Origin of the sequence: Kordia aestuariivivens (assembly GCF_014397005.1) — a bacterium.
Classification (GTDB): Bacteria; Bacteroidota; Bacteroidia; order Flavobacteriales; family Flavobacteriaceae; genus Kordia; species Kordia aestuariivivens.
Genome location: NZ_JACGWS010000014.1, coordinates 106,422 through 129,432, shown reverse-complemented (window position 1 = coordinate 129,432; position 23,011 = coordinate 106,422). Strand labels below are relative to the sequence as shown.

General features: G+C 31.7%; 14 protein-coding genes. All 14 read left to right on the top strand.

Going from position 1 to position 23,011, the window contains the following annotated elements; translation table 11 throughout:
• Positions 1-49: 49 nt before the first annotated feature.
• The 14 genes from H2O64_RS19590 to H2O64_RS19525 all read left to right on the top strand — a co-directional run bounded on the left by H2O64_RS19590 (position 50) and on the right by H2O64_RS19525 (position 23,008).
• Positions 50-1,573, top strand: a complete 1,524-nt coding sequence (locus H2O64_RS19590; protein ID WP_187563926.1) for an AMP-binding protein — start codon at positions 50-52, stop codon at positions 1,571-1,573.
• Positions 1,574-1,588: 15 nt separating this feature from the next.
• Positions 1,589-2,041: a GNAT family N-acetyltransferase gene (locus tag H2O64_RS19585; RefSeq protein ID WP_187563925.1), complete on the top strand. Its 453-nt coding sequence runs from the start codon at positions 1,589-1,591 to the stop codon at positions 2,039-2,041.
• A 295-nt stretch (positions 2,042-2,336) separates the two neighbouring features.
• Complete coding sequence (locus tag H2O64_RS19580) at positions 2,337-3,752, top strand: diaminobutyrate--2-oxoglutarate transaminase (RefSeq protein WP_187563924.1); 1,416 nt, start codon at positions 2,337-2,339, stop codon at positions 3,750-3,752.
• Positions 3,753-3,754: 2 nt separating this feature from the next.
• The gene (locus H2O64_RS19575; protein ID WP_187563923.1) at positions 3,755-4,132 is read left to right on the top strand and encodes a cupin domain-containing protein; all 378 of its coding nucleotides are present in this window, start codon (positions 3,755-3,757) and stop codon (positions 4,130-4,132) included.
• 6 nt (positions 4,133-4,138) lie between these two features.
• Positions 4,139-5,665 (top strand): class I tRNA ligase family protein, encoded by a 1,527-nt coding sequence (locus H2O64_RS19570; protein WP_187563922.1) that lies wholly within the window; start codon positions 4,139-4,141, stop codon positions 5,663-5,665.
• 3 nt (positions 5,666-5,668) lie between these two features.
• Positions 5,669-6,874, top strand: coding sequence for an NAD(P)/FAD-dependent oxidoreductase (locus tag H2O64_RS19565; RefSeq protein WP_187563921.1), 1,206 nt, complete (start codon positions 5,669-5,671; stop codon positions 6,872-6,874).
• A gap of 22 nt (positions 6,875-6,896) precedes the next feature.
• On the top strand, positions 6,897-8,039 hold the full coding sequence (locus H2O64_RS19560) for an NAD(P)/FAD-dependent oxidoreductase (protein WP_187563920.1): 1,143 nt from the start codon (positions 6,897-6,899) through the stop codon (positions 8,037-8,039).
• Positions 8,036-9,007 carry an ABC transporter substrate-binding protein gene (locus tag H2O64_RS19555; RefSeq protein ID WP_187563919.1) on the top strand — a complete coding sequence of 324 codons (972 nt, stop codon included), beginning with the start codon at positions 8,036-8,038 and terminating at the stop codon, positions 9,005-9,007. Before H2O64_RS19560 ends, H2O64_RS19555 begins: the two co-directional genes overlap by 4 nt.
• Before the next feature lie 168 nt (positions 9,008-9,175).
• Positions 9,176-10,513 carry a SidA/IucD/PvdA family monooxygenase gene (locus tag H2O64_RS19550; RefSeq protein ID WP_187563918.1) on the top strand — a complete coding sequence of 446 codons (1,338 nt, stop codon included), beginning with the start codon at positions 9,176-9,178 and terminating at the stop codon, positions 10,511-10,513.
• Between the two features lie 148 nt (positions 10,514-10,661).
• Positions 10,662-11,543, top strand: coding sequence for a cupin-like domain-containing protein (locus H2O64_RS19545; RefSeq protein WP_187563916.1), 882 nt, complete (start codon positions 10,662-10,664; stop codon positions 11,541-11,543).
• A 107-nt stretch (positions 11,544-11,650) separates the two neighbouring features.
• Complete coding sequence (locus H2O64_RS19540) at positions 11,651-12,367, top strand: thioesterase II family protein (RefSeq protein WP_187563915.1); 717 nt, start codon at positions 11,651-11,653, stop codon at positions 12,365-12,367.
• Between the two features lie 271 nt (positions 12,368-12,638).
• Positions 12,639-14,981 carry an outer membrane beta-barrel family protein gene (locus tag H2O64_RS19535; RefSeq protein WP_187563914.1) on the top strand — a complete coding sequence of 781 codons (2,343 nt, stop codon included), beginning with the start codon at positions 12,639-12,641 and terminating at the stop codon, positions 14,979-14,981.
• A 523-nt stretch (positions 14,982-15,504) separates the two neighbouring features.
• Entirely contained in the window at positions 15,505-19,506 is a 4,002-nt protein-coding gene (locus tag H2O64_RS19530) for an HAD-IIIC family phosphatase (RefSeq protein WP_187563913.1), read from the top strand.
• A gap of 172 nt (positions 19,507-19,678) precedes the next feature.
• Positions 19,679-23,008, top strand: coding sequence for a non-ribosomal peptide synthetase (locus H2O64_RS19525; protein WP_187563912.1), 3,330 nt, complete (start codon positions 19,679-19,681; stop codon positions 23,006-23,008).
• The last annotated feature ends 3 nt before the right edge of the window (positions 23,009-23,011 follow it).

Here is a 23,011-nt window from a genome sequence, read left to right as displayed (position 1 = left end):
TACTGAATATAAATTATACGTATTCACGTAAATAAACCTATTACTTAATATGGAAAACCTAGGAAATATTATAACAAACCATAGTGAAAAAAGCCCTGATAAATGGGCTATTAAATTTGGAGATGCTCAATATTCATTTCTTGAGTTGGAAAACCTTGCTAATAATATAGCTCACTTTTTAAAAGAAAAATACAAAGTATCTAAAGGCGATAGAGTTGTTATTATTAGTAAAAAATCAACTGAACTTATTGCGTCAATAATTGCCATTTGGAAACTCGGAGCTATTTATGTTCCAGCAGATTTCAACAATGGAATAAATAGATTAAAGTATATATTAGATGACATAAAGCCTTGTTTAATAATATCGTCCAAAAAATATTTAGAAGAATTTCAATCAGTTATTCAACCGATACCAACTATTAGTTATAGTGAGATTGGCTTATTACCGGTAGCTAAGAGCGAAAAATTTCATGAAGAATTAGATGGTAATGAAATAGCGTCCATATTTTACACAAGTGGTTCCACAGGCAGACCAAAAGGTGTTTGTTTAAACCACAAAAGTATGACTCATTACTTTCATGCTGAAAATGAATTATTAAAAATTAATAATGAATCTACTTCTATTAATTTTGGACCATTTCATTTCGATGTATGTGTACAAGATACATTTATACCACTTTATTTCGGCGCAAGTGTTTATATCCTTGACGGATTACTAATACCTGAGATTATTACAGATATCATACATAAAAATAACGTTACTCATTTAATATGTGTTTCTTCTGTATTATCCCTTATTACGCCAGCAGCTGACGAATTTGATTCGCTAAAGTCTAGTAACCTAAAAGCTTGCATGACTGGTGGTGAAGTATGCAATCCTGCTTTAATCAACCTCTGGTTGGAGAAAATTCCAGGATTTCAAATATTTAATGGTTATGGTCCTACTGAATGCAATTCACTTTGTATGGCGTATCATATAAAAACTCCAGATACAACTAGAAAAGGACCGTATCCTATAGGAACTTGTTTTATGGGTTGTATAGCACATTTAATTGATGCACACGGTAATGTTATTCATGAGGATAATGTAGTTGGAACATTGGTAATTGGCGGAAAACAACTCATGAATGGTTATTGGAATCTCCCTGAAGAAACGGAGAAAGCATTTATTATCATAGATAATGAAAAATATTACATCACCGGAGATTTATCAAAGAGAGATGAAAAAGGAGAATACTCTTTTGAAGGAAGAATGGACAAAGAAGTGAAAATTTTAGGGAGAAGAATAAACTTGAATGAAATAAGGAATTCATTATTAAACTTGCCGTATGTTGAATATGCATTTGTGGATGCTTTTGATGTAAATGATAGAAAAAAAATCTATGCATATGTCTATGGGACAAATTTAGAAAGCAATATAGATGAACATCAAATTAATGGTTTGTTAAGAAAAGAATTACCAGTGTATATGATTCCTGAAAGGGTAATTATTAGCAAACAAATCCCAAAAACAAGTACAAACAAAGTCTATGAAAAAGAAATTAAAAAACTAATTGTAAATCAAATTTCTTAGAGATTAAAAAATAGAATGAAAGAAGCAAAAATTCGATTTATCCAAAAATCCGACCTAAAAGATTTAGTTCACTTATGTAAACTTCATGCAGATTATGAAAAAAGTGAATACAACACAGAAAATAAAGAACAGCTGCTTAACGGCCATCTATTTTCTGATAGACCAAGCGTGTTCTGCTTAGTTGTTGAATATGACAATAAACTTATCGGATTTGCTACATACATGAAGCAATTTTCGACTTGGGACGCAGAATTCTATATTTATATGGATTGCTTATTTATGATGGAGCAATCAAGAGGTTTTGGAATTGGTGAAAGTTTAGTCGATAGAATAAAAGAAGAAGGAGCTAAAAACCAATGCAAGCAAATTCAATGGCAAACTCCTGACTTTAATGTTCGAGCCATGAAATTTTATGATAGAATAGGAGCAGCATCAAAAACAAAAGAAAGATATTTTTTAGAAATTTAAAAAATACTACACATTAACTTATAAAACATAACTTCTAAGTTCAGAATTACAACCAATTAATAACAGCAACATAAGTTAGCCTAAACGATCAACAAGTAACAGAAAGCAATTTCTGTGACAACTTGTTGTATAAGCATTTTCTAATAAAAATTGCTATTCGTTTTTTATATAGAAATGATAGCTATATACGCTTTTATTTAATTGTATTTCAGGAATCCTAATGAACTTTAGAAAATGTAAATCTTTCCACTATTGTCTTTTAAATAAAAATAATAATTAAAAATTCGATGAAAATATGAATCAAGAAAATTTACAGCTTTCCCCTGTAGATACTTATGAAGAAAATCTACAGACTATTTGGGATACGACTTCGAGACCTTATAAATTAAATGATAATTCGTATTTACAAAAGCAAAAAAACTACGAATCCAATGCACGTAGTTATCCAAGAAAATTCCCAATTGCGATACAAAAAGCAAAAGGGTATTTTATCATGGACACTGAAGGGCAAGTCTTTATGGATTGCTTGGGAGGAGCGGGTTCGCTAGCTTTGGGACATAACCATCCAGTTATTAAAAAAGCTATTCAAAAAAGCATAGCTAATGATAGTGCGCTTTTAACTTTGGATATTACTTCGCCTATTAAGGACGAATTTGTGAAAACTTTATTTGGAGTTTTACCGCAAGAACTTAGAGAGAATGCAAAAATACAATTTTGTAGCCCTTGTGGCACAGATGCGGTCGAAGCTGCTATTAAATTAGTTAAGATAGCTACAGGAAGATCTACAATTTTTTCATTTTCTGGAAGCTATCACGGTATGACTAATGGCGCGCTGGCCATTACAGGGAATAAATCAATTAAAACCCAGATTCCTAACCTCATGTCAGATGTGGTTTTTCTTCCGTTTCCATACCATTACAGATGTCCATTCGGAGTCGGAGGTCTAGAAGCAGAGAAACTCTCCTTGCATTATATTGAAAATATTCTAAAAGATTCTCATAGTGGAGTAGGTTTACCTGCAGCATTTATTCTTGAAGCCGTTCAGGGTGAAGGAGGCGTGATTCCAGCTTCGCCATTTTGGTTAAAAGGGATAAGAGAAATTACAAAAAAATATGACATTCCTCTCATTGTAGATGAAGTTCAGGCCGGAATGGGAAGAACAGGACACATGTTTGCTTTTGAAGAATCAGGCATCATACCAGATGTTTGTGTGTTATCAAAAGCCGTAGGAGGTAGTTTGCCTTTATCTGTAATTGTATATCAAAAATACCTCGACAAATGGCAACCAGGTTCACACGCAGGTACTTTTAGAGGTAATCAATTGGCTATGGCAACGGGAACAGCTGTTATAAAATATATCACAGAAAATAGCCTAGTTGATAATTCAAGACAGAAAGGAAATTATCTAAGAAATGAGCTTTTAAAACTTCAACAAAAATATCCATTCATAGGAGAAATAAGAGGAAGAGGCTTAATGATTGGGGTAGAAATTGTAGATACAAATGAATCTCCTAACGCTTTAGGTTCTTATCCTCCAAATACTAAACTAGCTGCCCAAATCCAACGCTCATGCCTGCACAATGGACTCATCATAGAATCGGGTGGAAGAGAAAACAGTGTTTTAAGATTACTAACACCTTTAAACATTAGCGAGAAAAACGCAGACGACATTTTATATGCTTTTGAAAACGCATTAATATCAATTAATTAACTATGGAACAATTTAAAAAAATAGACTGGGAAAATTTAAAACATGAATATGGACTTGACGGTCAACGCCTTTTACCTTGGGGAGAAGAAAAACATCCTTTTCCTTTTGGAGGAGCATATTGTGTTCTAAGAGCAGATACAATCTCCTTAGAACATGTAAATGAACCATCAGATGAAAAAGAAATGTTCATTGTAACTAGTGGTAAAGCTAAGGTTTATTTAGATGAAACAATCCGTGAAGTTGAGACTGGAGATATCGTTTATATTCCCAAAGGAGTATCACACTTTTTAGAAAACCCTTATAAAGAAGATTGTCATTTTTACGCATTATGGTGGAATGCCGAAATAATTTCAGGGTATATCAATTCAAATTCAAACTAAACTAATATGGACAAATATATTGTAACCATTGCACCGCCAACTCCAAACGGAGATATGCACTTAGGGCATTTATCAGGACCGTTTCTTGCGGCTGATGTTTTTACTAGGATGCGTAGGTTAAAGAATGATGATGTGTTTTTTACCAGCTATTCTGATGATCATCAGGATTATGTAGCTAGTAAAGCATTAGAAAATAAAGAAATCAGATTTGAGTGGGCTTTAAAGTATGGTTCTAGAATTGAAAATTCGCTGAAAAAAGCAAATATTAAGGTGGATTGGTTTTTAAAATCTTGTGAAAACAAATATTACAAAGAAGCCATACTATTTCTTTTGCAAAATGCTATAGAAAAAAATGGAATTGGTGAAAAGCAAATTAGAGTACCATATTCTTTTGAAGACAATCAGTATGGATATGAGGCATTTGCAAAAGGAACTTGTAATTATTGTGGATCAGAATCAGATGCCAGTCAATGCGAATCTTGTGCTAATTATCCTGTTTTAGAAGAAATGGGCGATTTTATCTCAATAATTTCTAAAAAACCTATGGGATTTGTTAATAAGGAACGAATGTTCCTGAAAATTTCTAAGTACAAAGATCATCTGAAAGAATTATACAAGCAAAACCCTATAAGAGAACATTTAAGAACATTCATTGATGAGGTTTTATCAAATGAAAACATAGAATGGTTTATAGATCGCCCAGACGGAAATGGAATAGATTTAACTTTTCAAGGAAAAAAAATAACCTTACACACGTGGTTTTCTGGATTGGCGGGCTATCTAGCTGCTTCTAAAGAATACTGGGAAAGTGTAAAGCAACCGCAACGTCATGAGGAATTTTGGAAAGACAAAAACACGAAAGTCGTGAATTTTCTTGGGTTCGATTGTTCGTTTAGTCATGCCATTGTGTATCCGTCTTTAGCATCTAATATTGATGGATTTACACAAAATTTCACTCAGATTACTAATAAATTCTTGAAATTGAATGGAGATGATTTTTCTACAAGTAGAAGTCATGCTATCTGGGTAGATGACATTTTGGAGGATTACTCTTCCGATGGTGTTCGTTTTTACATGGCATTAATATCTCCTGAAGAAGAAGTAACAAACTTTGAAATGAAGGCATTCACTGATTGGTATCAAAATGTATTTTCTCCCACAATCAATTTAATTGAAGAGAAAATTAATACTACTAAAACATGTTTGCGATTTTCTAAAGATGAATATGATGAGTTAGAATTAAACAAGATTGATGAAATTTTTTCTAAATGGGATTTTTTCTCGGAACTACAGGCATTCTCTATTCAAAATATTGCGAAAAGGCTTGAAGATTTTCTACAATACATTGCAGAGTTATTTAGTTCTGGACAAAATGAAAAGGCTATGAGAGCTTCTTTTATATATGTAGTGCTTAGTAAACCAATTCACCCTTCATTTTCCGAAAGATTAATAGATAAACTTTTAATCAATGAAAATGAAATTATGGACTGGCTTAATTCAAGAAAGTATTCCCAAGCAACAGTTAAGAAATAAAGTATGGAATTAAAAACAGATGTTGTTATAGTTGGTGCAGGAATAGCAGGATGTGCTGCAGCACTTTTCTATGCTAGGAAAAACCTTAAAGTTGTCATCGTTGATCGAAAAAAAAAGGATCAATACAAAGTAAATTGCACACACTTTATCCAACCTGTGGGAGTTCTTATTTTAAAACGTCTTAACCTCTTTGAGGATATCAAGAAAATAGGAGGTGCAAAACATGGACTAAACATGCATCTACCTTCAGGAACTATAAATCATGAAGAATTATTTGGTACAGATTCAGATATATACGGATTTAATATACAGCGTGAATTATTAGATCCATACTTGATAAAAGTATTAGAGGAAGAATCTAATGTAACATTTTTGGAACAACATGTGCTGAAATCGATTACTTATACTAATGATATAGCAGATGGAATTGTGGTATCTGGGTCAAATGGTCGTATAGAAATTACTGCCAATTTAGTAGTTGCTGCAGATGGTGCGCATTCAAAAATTGCGAAACTCACCAAAAACGAAGCAAAGCTCAATCCAAGTAATAAATTCACTTTTTTCACATACTACAAGGGTATTGATATTAAAACATCTGCTCATTGGGTTCTTGATGATGCTTCTGTGTATGCTGGGGCACTTGGAGATGGAGTTGTTCTGTTTGGTTTATTTTTTAATAATGCTGACTATGATGACTGGAAGAATTGTGAGGATATGGATACTAAAGTATTACAATTTATAGCCAAATTAAAAGAAATCCCAAGTTTAGATAATGCCGAGAGAATTGACGATTTTATTTGGATGCTAAATATAGATAACCTGTACAGAAGTCCAGTAAAAAATGGAATTGCATTTATAGGTGATGCTGCAATGAAAACTAACCCAGTATCAGGTACAGGCTGCGCTTTTGCTTTAAATACTGCCGAATGGTTATACAAGCATACAATGGAGTTTTTCGACAATAAAAAAACAAAGGAAGAAGCACTTTCGGAATACAGTAAGTCTCACAAAGATAGATTAACACCACATTTTGAGGGAATTTCTACACTTTCAGCATCAGAAGCTTTGTCTGCCTCCGAAAAAGACTTTTATGACCTTATCATTACAAATGATGAAATTTCGCGACAATATCTAAAACTAATTTATCGAATAATAACTCCTGAAGAATTTCAAAAACAACTATTGAGTAATTTGTTACTTTCTTCATAGTTATATAGTACCCAACATATTAATGAATAATGTATTTGACATCATCGTAATCGGAGCCGGTATTTATGGAAGCTCCTGTTCATTTTTCTTAAAAAACACAAAGAACAAAGTACTTCTTATTGAAAAAGGAAAAGCAGGAAGTTGTGGAGCTACGAGCTATTCTAGAGGTATTACTAGAGTGTATGATCCGGATATAGAACATAGTTTTCAATCGTATACTTCTATCATTGATTTATTAAATTGGAAAGAAAACAACTATCCAGGAATTAGCCCCTTTAATAAATCGGGATTTCTATACCTTCTAGATGAACAAAAATTACCAGATTTAAAAAATACGTTCAGTTTCGTAGACCGCAACTTATACCCAATGGAAATTTTGTCTCAATCAAAATTGCTCGAAAAAGCACCTTGGATCAAAAATTCTAAAAACAAAGTAGGTATCTACGAGAAACATGGAGGCTATGGGAATCCAGCTTTAACTGCCGCTAACTTTGTTGAGGGCTTTCTATCAAAAGGAGGAGAACTTTATGATAATTGTACTGTTCAAAGCATCCGTTCAACGAGTGCTGATAACTGGGAAGTTCAGCTATCAGAAGGAGTCGTTAAGGCAAAAGTAGTTTTAATGACAGCTGGAGCTTTAACGAATAAAATAGTGGAGAATTTGCCTATTCATACACGGTCTATTTCACTGACTCATGTTGCAACTAACAAACACAAAATTGATATACCAGTTGTGGATGAAGAAATAGAAGTATATGTAGCACCGGGATCTGGTTTATCTTTTTATACAGGAAGTCAAAAATTTGAAAAAACAAAGTTTCCAGAAGAACTCAGTAAGGATTCAGTAAAAATTATTGATAATTCTATGGAACGATTAAACCGGTTTTTAAAACCAGAAATAAACAAAAACCCTATTAATTGTATTTATGGATATGATTCATATACCGAATTTAAAAAACCCATTGTTCAGTTTTTACCTAATAATAATGGTCTCTATGTAGCGACTGGTTTTTCTGGTAGAGGATATAAATGTTGTATTTCTATTTCTAAAAGTGTAGCAGAAGAAATCAACGGCTATATTGATGGAAAAGAGATGCCTAATACTGTTCAATGGAGATATAAGTTACCTTCAGATCACTTTGCTTTTAATACTACGATACTATGATACGAATTGGAGCTACAGCAGACCTTTCACTAAATGGTTCTATTCATCAAGACACTTTTGTTGACGCTATTAAATTAGCTTGGTCAAACTTAGCGTTTGATGAAAAAAAGGTAGAATTAATTTGGGAAAACGACTTTGCTTCGGAAGCAGGAGGCGTGCAAGCAGCAACTAATCTTATTAAAAGAGGTGCTCATTTTGTAATAGGTCATTATTCTTCAACGGCAGCAAAACATGCTTTGCCTTTTTATGTGAAAAAGAATATCCCTGTTTTTCTTCCTGCAGCTACTTCTGATATTTTAACCGAAAAATTCGATTGTGCTTTTCGTATTTGTGGTAAGGATAGTGATTTGGCAGATTTAATAACCAATGAAATTTCTGAGAAAAAAGCACATACATTATATGTTGGGTATGACCAAAGTATTCACGGTGTTGAACTCTCATCTTTAGTATTAGAGCGACTTTCTAAAGTACCAACTGTAACAATTGTTGATAAATTATCTGAAGCCAAGAATGTATTATTTATTGGGAATTTTAAGAATTCTATAGATTTTGCAAAGAAAAACTATTCCGAACTTCAACACACAGATGAGTTGTATTTTACAGATGATCTTGTTCATCCTGAATTGATAAATTCGATTGGCTTTAGGAAGCCAAAAATCTTTGTCTTTGGGTATACACATGCAAGCAAGTATATAGAAGCTAAGCAAATTAATGATCAATATTACAATTCAAATCAAAAATATCCATTCACATTTTTTCTAGAAACATACGCAGCATTGGAAATAATTAATAAGCTTTTATCATTAGAAAATTCATCTAATGAATGGATGCAACTCTTGAAACAAAATAAATGGGAAACAGTTGTTGGAAACATACGTTTTGGATTTTTAAGAGAATCAATGCTTCAAAAATATGCACTTTGGCAATTGGAAAATGCCAAGTTTGAAATTGCTCATGAATTTATATAGAACGATAAGTACAGGGCCTATTCCAAAAAAAAAAGCCAACTACTTTCTAAAGTAGATTATACAGACAAGCAACAAAAGTATCTGTTGAGTATTAGTATAAAAACTAAAAATTTATTCTCAACATTTTAAGACGTACTTAAACATAAATCATATTTAATATTTATCAAAATGAATAATAATAACAAGGATTTTCATAAAAATAATTTTTATGATACGATTGGTGTAGGATTCGGTCCTTCTAATATCGCATTAGCAGTAGCTCATCAAGAAATGGAGTCGGAGCGAACAATTAAATTCCTTGATGCAAGTACAACTCCCGGTTGGCAATTAGGTGTTACAATTCCTGGGAGCGATATACAACACAATCCGCTTAGAGACTTCGCTACACCACGAAATCCTCGCAGTCAGTTTGGTTATTTAAGTTACCTTCAAGATGTAGGCAGACTTTTAGATTATTTGAATTTGGATGCGCCTTATCCTCCAAGAAGTGAATATTCTAAATATGTAGAATGGGTAGCTAAAAGATTTGATAATTTGGTTTCTTATGATTCAAAGGTAAAAGATATTTCTATTGTTGAATCTGATTTTGAAGAGAACGTATTTCTTGAAATAAAAACGAGTTCAGAAACCTATAAAGCACGTAGTATATCCTTTGCACCTGGAAGGTCGCATAATATTCCTAAAGTATTTAAGTCTATTTTAAGCAAAAAAGTAGCTCATTTTACTAAATACAATCTACTACTTCAACAATTTTCGCAGACAAAACCTAAAAGAATTGCGATCATAGGAGGTAGTCAAAGTGCTGTAGAGATTATTCTTGATTTACATGCTAAATTTCCAGAAACTGAAATTATCTGTATTCATCGTAAATTTAGCTTTGTACTGAAAGACACTAGTCCGTTTACCGAAGATTTATTATTGCCAGAAAACATTGATTATTTTTATAATTCTTCAAAAAAATCAAAGAACGAATTGAGTGCTCAAATAATTAGAAGTAACTACGGTTCGGTTGACGAAGACATTCTCAAGGAATTGTATTTTACGTTGTATGAAAATCGTTTGCATAACAATAATACAATTCAAATATATAAAAATCAAGAAGTTATAGAAGCTTACGAGCTGGATAATCAAGTGCAATTAAAAATAAAAGATTTGCATACAGGTGCTTTGCAAAATCAATCTGTCGATGCAGTTATTTTAGGAACTGGATTTAGAAATTTTGGGGCAAGAGAAAATGAAGAATTAATTCATCCACTTCTTGAAAACATTAAAAAGTTTTATAAACGAGAAGAAGATGGAACATTTAGTGTTACTCGTGATTACCAATTGATACCTGTTGATGGAAAAAGTAATTTTCCTAAAATCTACCTTAATGGATTGTGTGAATCAACTCATGGTTTGGCAGACGCAGGTTCTTTCAGTCACCTTTCACTTCGTGCAGCGCTCATAGAAAAATCTATGGTTGAAAACTTACAAGAAAAATCACCACAAACTATTTGCGAATAATAGCTTGCTATAAACTATACCAATACCGAAGACTAAGCAAAATGAGTTCACCATATCGGTTGTCTCATGGTCAAAAATTACATCAAAAAAACTTAAAAGAACAAAATGCATTTGTTTGTATTTTTTAGAAATTTAACTGTTAGTTAGTATGGATAATAAAATAAACATCGATTATGTAAATTCTATTACAGCAAAAGAATTTCATGACAACTACGTGAAAAAAGGGAAGCCAGTCGTAATTAAAGGACTCATGTCCAAATGGAAGGCGTTGAACTGGGATAACGATTATTTAAAATCTATGGCAAGTAATATTAGCCTAGGTGTAAAACAAGGAGATGTCTCAGAAGGTGTATTGAAACCCGTAGCATTGAAAGATTACTTAAACTCCTTAAATAAAGCTAAAGGAACAAGTAAAAACAATACATCTGATATTGGCTATTTACATGATGTACCACTTTTCTATTTTATTCCTAAACTGATAGAAGAAGTAAATCCGTTCCCAAAAGAACTCATTCCTAACTGGTATTGGTCAAATTGGCCAAATTATGCCCAATTCTTTATTGGTCCCAAAAATAGCATTACACCCTTACATTTTGATACGCTAGGAACACACAATCTTTTTTTTCAGGTTGATGGAGAAAAAGAGTTTACGCTGGTTCCACCAGAGCAGAAAAAATTCTGTTATATGAATTCTTGGCGATGGTCTAAATTTGACCCTAACAAACCGGATTTTGATACATTTCCATTGACAAAAAAAGTAACACCAATATCTGTTCATGTCCAATCAGGAGATGTTTTGTATATTCCTCCATACACACTTCATCATGTTCGTTCCTTGAGTGATTCTATTTCATTTAATATTGATTGGCACACTTCCTCTTCTGCTAGAAAAGGTGTATTTAGTATACTAAAAGGAGCGCCCATTAAAAACGGATATTATAATTTTATGCTTTATTTAGGACTTGGACTTGGGATTCCAGAAAAGTATATTTATCCTAGATTAAAATCGTATATGAGTTACGTAAGTTAAACTTTTAGCGTATTCCTGTTTACTTTTCTATCTATTGATAAGATAAGGTAGTTTTCTCTCAAATATTCACATGAGTTTGTCATAAACTCATTATTTAAACATAAAAAATGAAGAAAATATGCAACACTTTAGAAGATACTGTAAAAGTTTTTGCTTTTCCATTTGCTGGAGGAAATGAATCTTCTTACGATAAAATTTTTCAAGGCTTCAAAAATATTGTTGTTTATAATTATCCAGGTAGAAATGATAGAATTAAAGAAGACTTTATAGTTGATATTTATCAACTTGTAGACGATTTGTATCCGATACTAATCAAGGAGTTACGTGATGTAGAAAATTATTTTATTTATGGACATAGCCTTGGAGCGATGGTCGCTTTTTTAATTGCAAAACGAATTGAAAAAGATCCCGAAGTAGTAAAACCAACAAAACTCGTTGTGTCTGGTTTTAGACCACCATCTGCTACACGGGATAGGTTTTCGCATTTGCCAGAAAAGGAATTTTGGGATAGGTTAATTAGCTTTGGAGGCGTACCAAATGAATTTATAGTGCAGCCACTACTTCAAAAGTTTTTTGAGCCAGTTTTACGATCTGATATTAAACTTTGGGAGAGTTATAACTATACTAATAGTAATCAACTCTCAATTCCTATTGATGTTTTTTATGGATCAGAAGAACCAACTTCATACGATGAGATGTCTATGTGGAAAAAAGAAACATCTTCAGAAGTTTTAATTACAGAATTTAAAGGTGGACACTTTTTTATTTTAGAACACCTAGAATTTTTTAAAAGCTATTTTAATAGCTTGATTATAAGTAAATAAGTAAAGTTTAACAGAGATACATACACAAGTATTACGGTAAATCCTAATATAAATAGGCAATCTATCAATTGATTTTTCTCACACAATTTAAAACTATTTTTGTATTTTCGATCCATCATTGTGCTTAACCAGCTATCAACCTTACGATTGAAACTTATTGATGTACTATTTTTGATTCGGTATTGAACAAAATTACATGAAAAAAATACAGAAAATTAAGATTATTATATCTGTAAGTATTCAAATTAAGTAAATTAAAAAACACACATACATGAAAAATAATATTAAGGCGATTTTAATAACAAGTCTTTTTTTTATCATCCAATTTACACACGGGCAAAACTCTTATAAACTATCAGGAATAGTACAAGACACCGCTAATAATCCTATCGAAATAGCAGATGCATTGATACTACGTGTAGCTGATTCAACTGTTGTAACATATTCGTATGTTTATAAAGGTGCGTTTACTATAAATGAAATTAAAGAAGGAGAATATTTACTAAAAATTTCTTCTTTAGGATATAAAGAGGAAATTGTTAAAATTGCTATGTATAGCGATCAAAGTGTTAATGTTATTTTAGAAGAACAAGCACAAGGCTTAGATGAAGTTGTTATAAAAGCAGAAAAGAGACTCTTTGAAAATAAGTCAGGGAATATAAAAGCGAATATAGCAAACACAGAACTAAGCGCATTACCAAGTCCTGTAGATATTCTCTCAAATATACCTACAGTTCAGGTGAGTCCTAATAGAGAAAGCATAAGTGTTGTAGGGCGCGGTAACGCTTTAATTTACCTTAACAAACAAAGAATTACGGCTAATCAATTAAGCACTTTAGCAGTAGATAATATAAAGAGTATAGAGGTGATCAATAATCCATCAGCCAAATATGAAGCAGATGGTAGAAGTGTCATTTTAGTTGAAACGAAAAAAAATGAATCTAATGGAACTAAAGTAACCTTATCGGAAACAGCTTCTTTTAAACAATTCTTCAATAATTATGCTGCGGTGAATGCTAGTTTCAAAAAAGATAAATTTGAGTTTAAAGCCAACTTTGGTTATAATGCTGTGATGCGTAGAGAAGAAGTGGAATCAGATTTCAATATTATAGATAGAGATTTATCTGTAGAAAATTATACATTGTCAGATGCTGAAAAACCAGAATTTGTTTTGGGTGGAGGAGTTTACTACGAAATAAATAGCGGAGATTATGTTTCACTAAATGTAAACTCTAACTTTTTCAATGCCAAAACCGATATCATGTCTCGCGGTTTTGTACAAGAAGATGTAGATACGGATAATGTAACTACCTTAAATGATACAGGTGATAATAGAACTTATCTAAATAGTAACTTTAACTATAATAACAAGATCAATGATGCCTCTAACTTATTTTTTGGGCTTCAGTATACAACCTTTGATCAGAATACCGATAGTTTTATTGACATCAATGAAAATGATACAGGTTTTGTTTCAACTCAGAGCAGATTTCAGGATTTTAATATTCAATCTTTGTCAGGAAGATTGGATTATGAAACGACCTTTAAAAAAGGAGCCACACTTGAATTAGGTGTTAATACATCTATTTCTAGTTCTGATACACAACAAAATATAGAAGATGTTGTCACGAGTGCTAATTCGTCAAATACTGACTATAATTACGATGAAAAAATATATGCAGTATATTCTCAGTTAACAGGAAAACTATCAAAAAGTATAGATTATTCTGTTGGATTGAGAGTAGAAAACTATGATGCAGAAGGTGCTTTCTCAGATGGTAATTTGCTAATTAATAGAAACCAGACTAATTTTTTCCCTAAAGCAGATTTAACATTTGCCTTAGATACTACAAATACCAGCACATTACGATTGAATTTTTCAAGAAGCATAACACGACCTAATTTTACAAGCTTATCTCAAGTGGTGGTATTTGTATCTCCTTTTATAACGTTTAGTAGAAATATAAATTTATTACCAACTTTAATGAATGAAGTGTCAGCTAGTTTTAGCCGTAAAGGAAAATCTTTAACATTTACTTACTACCATTATAAAGATCCTGTAAATCTAACGACTTTGTATAACGAAACGGACGACATTTTTAGCAACACATGGATAAACTTTGAAAAAGAAACAGGAATCAACCTGAGTCTTTATTATCCTCAAAAAATAACTAATTTTTGGAGCAGTGTGAACGTGTTAAATTTTAACTACAGTAACATCCAAGATCCGCGAGCAACATCAGATCCATCTCCTTACTTATATTATTACTCTAATCATCGATTTAAGATTCCTGGTGATACTTCATTATCGCTCACAGGATGGGGATATACTGATAGAAACGAAGGTGCAATTCAAAGAAACTCTCTTTTTGTTATGAACGCATCGCTTTCCAAAACGATCTTTAAAGAAATATCTTGTACAATTGGGTATAATGATATCTTTAAAGGAATGAACTTTGAAGATGTTGCTACCATAAACTCGGTACAAACTAGAAATAACTTTATTGTGGATGCCAGAGAATTTTATATATCATTAAAATACTCTTTTGGAAATATTAAAAAATCTTCTTACAGAAATAAAAAAGTTAATGAGGACGATAATCGAATTCGTTAAGATTGGAAAAATAGCAGTCATTTTATAAACTGGTATGAAACGTTTTTAATTATTAAATTTTTACTAATTTCAGTAACGCATTAAGACATATAATTTTGTAAAAGAATTATAAGGAAATTGCTTTGTGACATGTATTATACGGTGTTCAATAGCGCAACCTCAATCAATATAAATTAGAAAAAAACGAATCTCAACATTTTAAACTTGGTGGACATATCTTTTTGTCAATCAATTAATAAACGTTGCCAGCATTAAAATTAAAGGAATCATTACCAATTGAATTTCTTCTAATACGCTAATCGTTTAAAAAACGTTGTTCTTGTTATTTTTGTCTAAAAATAGCAAGGAACACACACGTACACGAATATTATTTTTATCAATCAATTACTGGGATCACGTATTATAATCCCGTAAGAGCTTTTATACTATACTTTCAAAAATGCAATAGATTTTCTATTACATAATTTGGGCTCAATATCATTTAATTCACAGAATAGAACGTTTTAAACTTATAATAAACACCATGAGTGTATATCAAATTATTAAAAAAGTTAAAGAGAAAGGCATTCATCTTTCAATTGAAAATGGAAAACTAAAAATTAGTGCTGCTAAAGGAGTTTTTAGTGATGAGATTATAGAGGATATAAAAAAAAATAAAGAAGCACTTATCAGGCTATTATCTCAATCAAACTATGAACCTATTCCGGTTGCAAAATCAAGCGAAAGTTATCCATTATCTTATTCTCAGTCTGTTTTTTGGATTTTAAACCAATTGGGGCACAAAGATACAACTCACAATATCACTAGTGTTTTTAGATGTGAAGGTGTTCTGAATATTTCATCTCTAGAAATGGCATTTAAAAAAATGATAGTGCGGCATGAAGTACTGAGAACCATTTTTAAAGAAAATCAAAAAGGAATTCCAGCGCAGTTTATTCTGCCAAAAGATGAGACCTCTTTTAAAATAATACACCACAACATTGAAAACTCTAATCATACCGAGAAGGAAATTCACGATACTTTACATACGGAAATCACAAGTAAATTCAACCTATCAACTGGACCATTATTTAGAGTAAGTACAATATCTATAAACACATCAGAAACTATTTTGTGTTGCGTGTTTAATCATATTATTGTTGATGGTTGGTCTATGTTTCTTATCATGAAAGAAACGCTAAAGTTTTACGATGAAATAGAAGCTCAAACTGAAACAAATTTAACTCCGTTAGAAGTTCAATATAAAGATTACGCGGTTTGGCAAAAAAATAGATTGGAAACCGAAAAAGGAGTGTTTCAAAAAGAATATTGGAAGAAAAAATTAGGAGAAACAATTCCTGTATTAAATCTACCTTCTTTTAAGGAACGTCCAAAGGTGAAAACCTATAATGGCAGTACTACGACGAGTTTTTTTAAAAAAGGACTGCTTAAAAAGATTAATACCTTTTCGGCACAACAAAACACAACTGTGTTTACAGTGTTAATAGCTGTATTAAATGCTTTATTTAACAGATATACTGGTGATGAAGATATTATTATAGGAACGCTAGTTGCAGGTAGAGAACATCCAGATTTAGAAAATCAGATTGGAATGTACGCCAATATGCTGGCTTTACGAACAGCTTTTAAAAATGAGAATAGCTTTTTAGAATTAGTAGAAATACAGAAAGAATCATTACTTAATGATTTTGAAAATCAAAACTATCCTTTTAATAAGTTATTAAGTGACCTAAGTATCAAAAGGGATTTGAGCAGATCTGCGTTGTTTGATGTTGTTGCAATTTTTCAAAATCAGGATTCTGTTACAGGAACAACGGAACTTGAAAATGAAAGTTTAAAAATAGCTGCTTATGAAAAATTAAAAACGGCTAGCAGCCAAGTTGATCTTAAATTTGATTTTCTAGAAGATAATGGCGAATTGCGTTTAAGAATTGAATACAATACCGATGTGTATGATGCATCATTTATTCAAAAATTAGTTCAACATTTGCAAAATTGTCTTGAAAATGTACTAGATTTTCCAAATCAATTAATTTCAAATATCGATTTTCTTTCTTTAGAAGAAAAAGAAGAACTATCAAATTTTGGAAAAAAGACAACCGTTAGCGAATTCGCTGAAACGACGGTTTCAAACCCAAAAACAATGATATTATCCGATAAATTTATGGAACAATCCATAGGTGTATATGGAAAAGTATATATACAAACAGCTGTATCAGATTCAGAAAATGATCTTGCGTTCATCGAAAACCCAATACAAGAAGGTACTTTTTTAATTGACAGCGGAAAAAAAGGAAGATGGTTGCCAGATGGAACAATAGAATACCTCGAAGAAAAAATCTCGGAGCCTCAACCTGTTTCAAAATCATTAGATACGCTTCATATTATATCCTCGTATACTGTTGCTCCATTAGCTGGAAAACTTGAATGGTTTTTAGATGAATTTGCGCAACCGCATCCTATTAAATTAGGAAAATACAATCAAGTATTTCAAGAGTTTATCGCTTTAAACGATAACAATGCCGAGAATGCGAAATCTATACTAGTTGTACTAAATCGTTTTGAAGATTATTTAGTTGGTGAAGAAAAACACGCTGAAAACTTTCAAGCAAAACTAGATCAGGTGTATGAAGACTTACTAAAAGTGATCACGCATCAGTCGCAAACGAGTACCATTATCATGGTTTTTTCTCATGCTAATGAAAATCTATATGACCAAAAAATTGTTGATTATATACATCTTTTAAACAAGAAAAGTATTAAAGCATTAGCGGAGTTAGGAAACATTCACTGCATTCATTTAGAAAACCCAAAAAACGAACTTCCTTCTCTTCAAGTTTTTGACGATCTCACCGAAGAAATGGGGCACATTCCTTTTACGGAAACATTTTTTTACACCATTGCACAACGAATAAACAGAGTTTTATGGGGACTTAAAAGCAAAAACTGTAAAGTAATTGCTTTGGACTGTGATCATACTTTATGGGAAGGTGTATGTGGAGAAAGTAATGTGAATGATTTAGTGATTTCAGAAGGACATAAACTATTACAACAGTTTATGATTCAAAAATATAAAGAAGGATTTTTACTTGTGCTTCTAAGCAAGAATAACGAAAGTGCCGTATGGGATGTTTTTGAAAATCATCCAGATATGCTTCTTACCAAAGAGCATCTTGTCGGATGGAAAATTAACTGGGATTCAAAAGCAGGAAACATTCAACAATTAGCAGAAGAGTTAAACTTAGGTTTAGAAAGCTTTGCTTTTGTTGATGACAATCCTTTAGAATGTCATTTAATGATGGAAGAAAATCCAGAAGTACTTACGCTAGAATTGCCTAAAAAACCGGAGCATTTTGATGAATTTCTCCAGCACGTAATTAGTTTTGATAAACAGAAGGTATCTAAAGAAGATACTTTAAGAACTGAAATGTACAAAACTGAAAAAACACGAATAGCATCTCGTAAAAAATTAAATTTAGAAGACTTTCTGAAAAGCTTGAAGCTAGAGCTAAGTTTCAATCATGTGAACGACGCTCAAATAGACAGAGTTGCCCAATTAACACATAGAACAAATCAGTTTTCTCTTAACGGAATTAGAAAAAACAATAAAGAAGTCATTGACTTTATCAAAGAAAAAGACAATGCATGCTTTGTTATTAACGTACGAGACAAATTTGGAACCTACGGTTTGGTAGGTGCTATTTTAGTTAGCTTGAAAGGTGAAACTTTGTTTATTGAAAATTTCATGTTGAGTTGTAGAGTTTTAGGACGCGCAGTTGAAGAAACGATTATCACTATTCTGAAACAAAAATATGCTCAAAGTAACTGTAAACTAATTGTTGCCAAATATATTGATACTAAAAAGAATGTTCCTATTCATGATTTTTTAATCAAGAATACATGGATGCCATTTGATCAAGATAACACTAGTGGTTACAAAATAGCAATGAAAGATGTTTCTGAACATACAGATTATATTACCTCTTATTTAGATCAAGAACTTCCGCTGCTTGCAACTAAAAAAAGCACGATTACGATTGAAAAAGATACTGTAAATAACCATTCTGTTACAGAAGCAATACAAGAAAACAAAAAAGAAACTTGGTTGTGGGAGAAAAACTTGATTAACGAATCTGAATTGTTTCACAAGCAAACTTATAAAGCACTCGAATACGCAAATCTTGGGTTTTTAAAGAAGCTTGAAGCATATGCTTTTGAACTAGATTCTGACCAATACAATGAGTTCGAAAACAAACTCATTTCTTTTTTCAAAATACTTTTAAATGTTCGAGAAGTCACTATCACAGATCGCTTTTTTGATTTAGGAGGAAATTCAATAAATGCAACACAATTGGTTTCTAAAATATATCAGGAGTTCGATGTAAAACTTGATCTTGTTTACATCTTTAATAATAACACGATACAAGAAATGTCGGAACACATTAAAGAACAAAAAGAAATAGCGTCTATAACACAAGAAGAATTTATAGACGATATGGATTCTTATAAAGAAATAGAATTCTAGCCAAAAAATTAGGATAAAGAGACGAGATTCCTAATACCTATTATTTTCAATACACTAAAAATTACGAAACCTTTTGATTTTAGAATACTCAATTTCTTAACTCATTGATTTGAAGACGCCATTATTTTTGAAATTCAACTTGCGCGTTTTTTCCACAAAAAAATAAACACTAATGCATAAGCTATTAAAAGAAATAAAAGACAATAATTTATTTATAAAATTATCTAAAAAAGAGAAACTAATTGTAAAAGTTCCAAGAGACAAAAACCTTAAAGAACTTCTCTCTAAGATGAAACTGCATAAAGAGTTATTGATCGATTACCTCAAATCTAAAGATGCGACATTTAAAGAAATACCTATTATTTCTACGAAAGAAAGTTATGATCTTTCTTCATCGCAATATCGATTATGGGTGTTAAGTCAGTTTCAAGATGGAAATGTGGCTTACAATATACCTTCGCAAATTGCGCTAAATGAAATAAATGATATTTCCTGTTTTAAAAAAGCAGTAGAAGCTGTAATAAGCAGACATGAAATTTTGCGAACAGTTTTTAAAACCAACAGTGCAGGCGAGGTACGACAATATATTTTATCAAAAGAGGGATTAGATTTTAATTTAGAATATTACGATTTTAGAAATAAATCAAATCCAGAAGCGTTGGCACAATCGTACATCGAAAACGATTCGTACCAACCTTTTGACTTAGAAAAAGGCCCATTACTAAGAGGAGCATTGTTACATACGGCAAAAAACACACTTATTTTTTACTACAACATGCATCATATCATTAGTGATGGTTGGTCAATGAATATCATACACCAAGACGTGCAAGCCTTTTACAACGCTTTTAAACTGAATACTGACGTTGAGTTGCCAAAACTTAAAATTCAATATAAAGACTATGCTGCTTGGCAATTATATAGATTACAAACAGAAGAATTAAAACAATCTAAAGCCTATTGGTTGAATACGCTTTCAGATGAAACTCCAACATTATCACTTCCTACTTCTAAGTTAAGACCTAAAATAAAATCATATCAAGGACATCGGTTGCATACTTCTTTTTCAAAAGAAACAACAAGCAATTTAGTTGCTTTTAGTAAAGAAAATGGTGGAAGTGTATTTATGAGCTTGTTATCTATATGGTATGTATTGTTTTATAAATATACGTTGCAAGAAGATATCATAATAGGTGCTCCTATAGCTGGTAGAGATCATCCAGATTTAGAAAATCAGATAGGTTTTTATGTAAACACGTTAGCATTAAGAAGCAAAATTGATCCGAATGATCGTTTTTTAGATTTCTATGAAAATGTAAAAACAACAACATTGAAAGCTTATGACAACCAAGCGTATCCTTTTGACAAATTAGTTGAAGACCTAAACCTTCCCCATAACCCAGGAAGAAATATGCTTTTTGATGTGATCTTAGCTTTTCAAAATATTGGAACTAATAAAAGTAGCATTGAATCAACCGACAATTTAGAGCATATAATCACAGATCAAGGGACGTGTTTTTCAAAGTTTGATTTAGAAATTAAGTTTGAAGAAATTGGAGGACTTCTTTATTTAGATTTTGTATACAATACAGACATATATGATGAGAGTTTTATAAAAAGGCTTATTACACATTACAAACAATTGCTAAAAAAAGTAATCGCTTCTCCTGACGAAAAAATCAATGCAATAGATTATTTAGAGGACCAAGAAAGGAACAGAGTCTTATATACGTTTAATGATACAAAATGCTCATATCCAAAAGATAAAACTGTTATCGATTTGTTCAATGAACAAGTAAAAAATACACCAAATAGTATTGCACTAATATCTGGTGATGAAAAAATAACGTATAAAGAACTGGATGAACAATCTAATCAACTAGCACACTATCTATATAATACATACACCATAAAAAATGATGATTTAATAGGAGTGAAGCTAGCGCGTGATAAAAGATTAATTGTATCCTTATTGGCTGTGCTTAAAACAGGTGCAAGTTATGTTCCCATAGATGTGAATTACCCTGAGACAAGAATTGAATATATAGAAAAAGATACCAATTGCTTAGTTACGATTGATGAAGATTTTTTAAAGAGCACAGAAGGAATCTCATTGCCTATTACACCAGTAATAATTTCGGTAGCGCCTACTAATTTGGCGTGTGTATTATATACATCAGGATCAACAGGGAACCCTAAAGGAATCATGGTAACACACAGAAATATAGTAAGTCTTATAAAGCCTGGCGATTTTTTTAAATTAAAAAATGACGATATTCTACTAAGTACTTCTTCGGTCTCTTTTGATGCTTCAATCATAGAAATTTATGGAGCGCTACTTAATGGAGCGACCTTAGTTATTGAAAAAACCAACAATTTACTGAACCCTAAGATGTTGCATGAAATGATCTCAAAAAATGCTGTCAATTGTTTTTGGATGACATCACCTTGGTTCAATACTTTAATCAATAACAATCATTTTGAAATATTTGAAAATATTACTCAAGTAATTGTTGGTGGTGATATTGTATCGGCAAATCATGTAAAGAAACTCTATGAGAAAGCCCCGAATATAAAAGTAATTAATGGTTATGGTCCTACTGAAAACACGACGTTTTCTACCACGTATACTATAACATCAAAGTCGTATACGAGCATTCCAATTGGAAAGCCTATACCTAATTCGTCTGCATGCATTTTAGACGCTTCTCAAAATCCCGTTCCAATTGGAGTTATTGGGGAAATATATTTATCTGGAGCAGGTGTCGCAAAAGGGTATTTAAACAAAGAAAAACTAACGAAAGAAAAGTTTGTACCGAATCCTTTTACAGAAGGCGAAAAAATGTATAAATCAGGTGATTTTGGAAGATGGCTGCCTAGCGGAAATATTGAATTCAAAGGTAGAAAAGATCATCAAGTAAAGCTTAGAGGATATAGAATTGAACTTGAAGAAATAGAACAAACTTTATTAAAATATACTGGTATACAGCAAGCTATTGTAGTTGTTGATAAATTGGAAGGTGAAGATGCTTTAATTTCTTATTTTATTGCTAATGAGGTTGTTAATAATGACGAGTTAAAAATATTTCTACAAAAAATACTTCCTTATTATATGGTTCCGCAATACTATGTGCAACTAGAAAATATACCATTAACTCCTAATGGAAAAGTAGATAAACAAGCCTTACCAGTCGTTAACATTGAAGATTTAAACAGTAAAAAAGAATATACAAAACCAACAAACGAAGTAGAAGAAAAATTGGTTCAAATATGGCAGGAAATATTAGGCAAAGAAAAAATAAGCATAAACGATAACTTTTTTCAACTAGGAGGACATAGCTTGAAAATGATTGTATTAATGAACAAAATAAAGGAACATTTTAATGTTGACATTAAAGTGGATTACCTCTATCAAACTCCTACAATTATTGACATAGGGCAATATGTGAGTTTTTTTAAAAGCACAGAAAAGGATAATAACATTGAAAATGTAATAATATAGTTC